The organism is Xenorhabdus griffiniae (assembly GCF_001028135.1).
In the GTDB taxonomy this organism is placed as follows: Bacteria; Pseudomonadota; Gammaproteobacteria; order Enterobacterales; family Enterobacteriaceae; genus Xenorhabdus; species Xenorhabdus bakwenae.
Genome location: NZ_LDNM01000128.1, coordinates 1 through 2973, shown reverse-complemented (window position 1 = coordinate 2973; position 2973 = coordinate 1). Strand labels below are relative to the sequence as shown.

Genomic DNA, 2973 nt, shown 5'->3' with positions numbered 1-2973 from the left:
TTGTCTTCCAGTTGGCCGAACAGCGATGACTGACTGATCAGGTCGAAGCAGGTCGCCATATGCTGAACCTCCCGCCATTTCCCTTTGTTGGTTTTGCCGTTCCATACCGATTCCAGATTTCGATAAGCTGGTCTGCGCTGCGTCCATTCCTGAATCTCAACACTACGGGCAGAAATTTTGCTGTTCCAGAGGGTTATCAGTTCCGAATGAGGGCAGTCAACAGGGTTACGGTCTATTTTCTCTTTCCACTTGATAGCGTCAGACAAATAACCGTCGAAGCGACTCATGCGGCATAGGTTTTCAGGTTTCAACTTCTCGCCATATTTCCATTGGGTGACCGCCCACTCGATTACCAGTTTGATTTCATCAGCCGTGTAGCATTGACCCTTGCTCTTCACAGTGGATAACGCTTTCAGGAATGGATCTGTTGATTGAAATCGGGAACGGGTGAGTTGGTTAAAATAATCCAGTATTTCGAGAGCGAGATTTTCTTCCCCCGTGGGGGTAAGGGGGATCTTTTCTTTTTTCTTTAAAGTATTTCTTTTGTGTGTCTCTACATTGGGGACATCATCTGTCTCTAACTTAGAGACATTTTTTGTCTTCAAATTAGAGACACTGTCTCTAGATTGATTAACCCACTCTGTTGTGGCTTTGTTTACGCCTATTTTGTTACCATCAGGAATCAAAAAACGCATTGAAATTAATTCGTTTTTTGCTTTGTTCACATTCTGTCTGGATAAGCCTGTGATTGCTGCTACTTGAGAATCAGCAATACGATCAGATTTTTTACCGAAGCCGTATGTCTTTCTGATAATTGCCAGCATGACTTTTAACTGTCTGGCTGTAAGATCTGAACTCGCTATAGACTCCAGTAATTCATTGGCTATCCGTGTGTATCCGTCTTCAACATCAGCCACTTTCCTCTCCGCAACCTCAGGGCGAGGTCGATAATCAGCCATTCTTGCAACGTTACCCATGGCGTTTCCCTTCTGTCAGTTCCTCGCTATGTTCCAGGCGCAACTTCGCATCCTCCAGAGCATCACGTAGCTTTTTCGCTCCATCCTCGGTAACGGAACGAGCAACCTGATCACGCCGGTTATTTTTATGCACAGCACTGTGATTAAATTTATTTTTCATGTATAATTAACCTCGCTTATTGAATTCATTCCAAATGATTCAACTAGAACAATTAGCCTCACTAGCGACCACTGGTGAGGCGCCTTTCAGTAATATTCATCATTTCCAATCTAATTCCTGCTAATTCAACCAATACGGGCGTGTTCCATACGTAAAATTCCTAATGTTTAGTTTCGTTTAATAAAAATACAGAATCGTCAGCTATCCTGAGATAGATGATGGTTGGCACGACTGTCTCTTGGTGAGTGAGCCTTTACGGGATATACCCGATTGCCTGAGTGACTACCCGGCGCTATTTCAGTTTGCTAGGGTTCACCAGTAGCTTGTCGTGAGGGCAGATTGTTAAAGAACATGAATAACTACACTAACTAAACTAACTCTTTATCCGGATTTGCAGCTTGCAGTAACCATTTTTCGGTGAATCTTCCGTTAGAATGCTCTGCTAGCAATTTGGAATACTTGGTTTTACCCGTGTATTCAGTGCGAGGTAGGCGGCCGTTTTGCACCCACTTCCAAACTGCCACGGCGCTTTTCCCGCAGATTTTCGCGGCGGCGGTTTGTCCGCCAACAGCATTAACTGCGAATTCAACTGGGTTCATTTGGTTAATATCCTTATTAGGTAGATTAACTGTTAGTTAATTCTAAATTCTAACTGACAGTTAAGTCAAGTTTGAATGATAATTAACTTATGGTTAAAAGCACTCATAAAGCTGGGTTCACAGCAAGGTTACAAGAAGCTTGTTTAGATGCGGGCTTTGCCGGACGTGGGCTAGGCAAGAAGATTACTGACGCACTTGCCGAACAGAAAATAAAAGTCAGCGGGCCTGCTGTTTGGAAGTGGCTGAATGCCGAGTCAATTCCAGACTCCAGTAATATTTTGGCATTAAGTAAATGGCTTGATGTTAGGCCGGAGTGGTTGGAATACGGGAGAGGATCCAAAAGAGTAGACGGAATACCGCTATCAAAAATAGAGTTAGAAGAAGTTGAATCTTGGGATCACACCACCCCAATCAATGATGATGAAGTTGTCATCCCGTTTTTTAAAAGCATAGAACTTGCCGCAGGAAGCGGCTGTTGTACTAACGAAGATTACAATGGGTTTAAATTGAGGTTTTCAAGATCTACTCTTCGTCGATACGGGGCTGAGCCTTCCAATGTTGTAGCTTTCCCTGTTCATGGTGACAGTATGTCACCAGTAATTCCAGATGGGTCAACAGTAACAGTTGATCGTGGTCATCAAAATATTGTCGATGGAGGAATATATGCCATTGAGCAAGAGGGTTTATTTCGCATTAAATTACTATATCGTCAACCGGGAAAATTAATTGTACGTAGCTTCAACTCAATAGAGTTTCCCGATGAATTTGCAGAAATCCAAGATGTTCAAATAATTGGTCGAGTAATAAATTGGTCAGTAATGGCTTGGTAACCCACAATCTCCGTTTCCCCAAAAATAGCCGCTAACCATGCGGCTATCACTTCACGCGCCATCTAAATTCTTTGACAAAAATCACATTTCTATAATCAATTAAAAATTTATTAACTGAAAATTCAATTAGTTAAACTTTAATTTTAATTAAATTAACCAATGGTTATTGACTAAGATTAACTATAGGTTAATAATGTATTCATCAAAGGCACACAGCCAACGATAAGCACCAACCGCTCTTTAACAATCTAACCCCAAACAGCGTATAGCTCTGTTACACCCCTACGCACAAATGCGATGTATCGCTGGTAGTTGATTGTGGACTCCAAACGTCTTGATCAATCTGTCAGTGAGAAGATTAGCCTCGAAAGAGCGCGAACGGGCATCACTGACAGAGAGAGCGTTGT

4 protein-coding genes are annotated in these 2973 nt (G+C 42.3%); 1 reads left to right on the top strand and 3 read right to left on the bottom strand.

Annotation, left to right across the window (positions count from 1 at the left end; all coding sequences use genetic code 11):
* The 3 genes from AAY47_RS22115 to AAY47_RS18530 form a co-directional block, all read right to left on the bottom strand.
* A partial coding sequence (locus AAY47_RS22115; RefSeq protein WP_047771766.1) for a replication protein occupies window positions 1–977 on the bottom strand: 977 nt, incomplete at its 3' end.
* On the bottom strand, window positions 970–1137 hold the full coding sequence (locus tag AAY47_RS22315) for a hypothetical protein (protein WP_167400595.1): 168 nt from the start codon (window positions 1135–1137) through the stop codon (window positions 970–972). The genes AAY47_RS22115 and AAY47_RS22315, both read right to left, overlap by 8 nt.
* A 368-nt stretch (window positions 1138–1505) precedes the next feature.
* A complete protein-coding gene (locus AAY47_RS18530) occupies window positions 1506–1736 on the bottom strand; it encodes a hypothetical protein (RefSeq protein WP_047771764.1) in 231 nt (76 codons plus the stop codon).
* Between the two features lie 89 nt (window positions 1737–1825).
* On the opposite strand from AAY47_RS18530, the gene AAY47_RS18525 reads away from it, so the two are divergent.
* Entirely contained in the window at window positions 1826–2566 is a 741-nt protein-coding gene (locus AAY47_RS18525; protein WP_047771763.1) for a LexA family transcriptional regulator, read from the top strand.
* Window positions 2567–2973 lie beyond the last annotated feature (407 nt).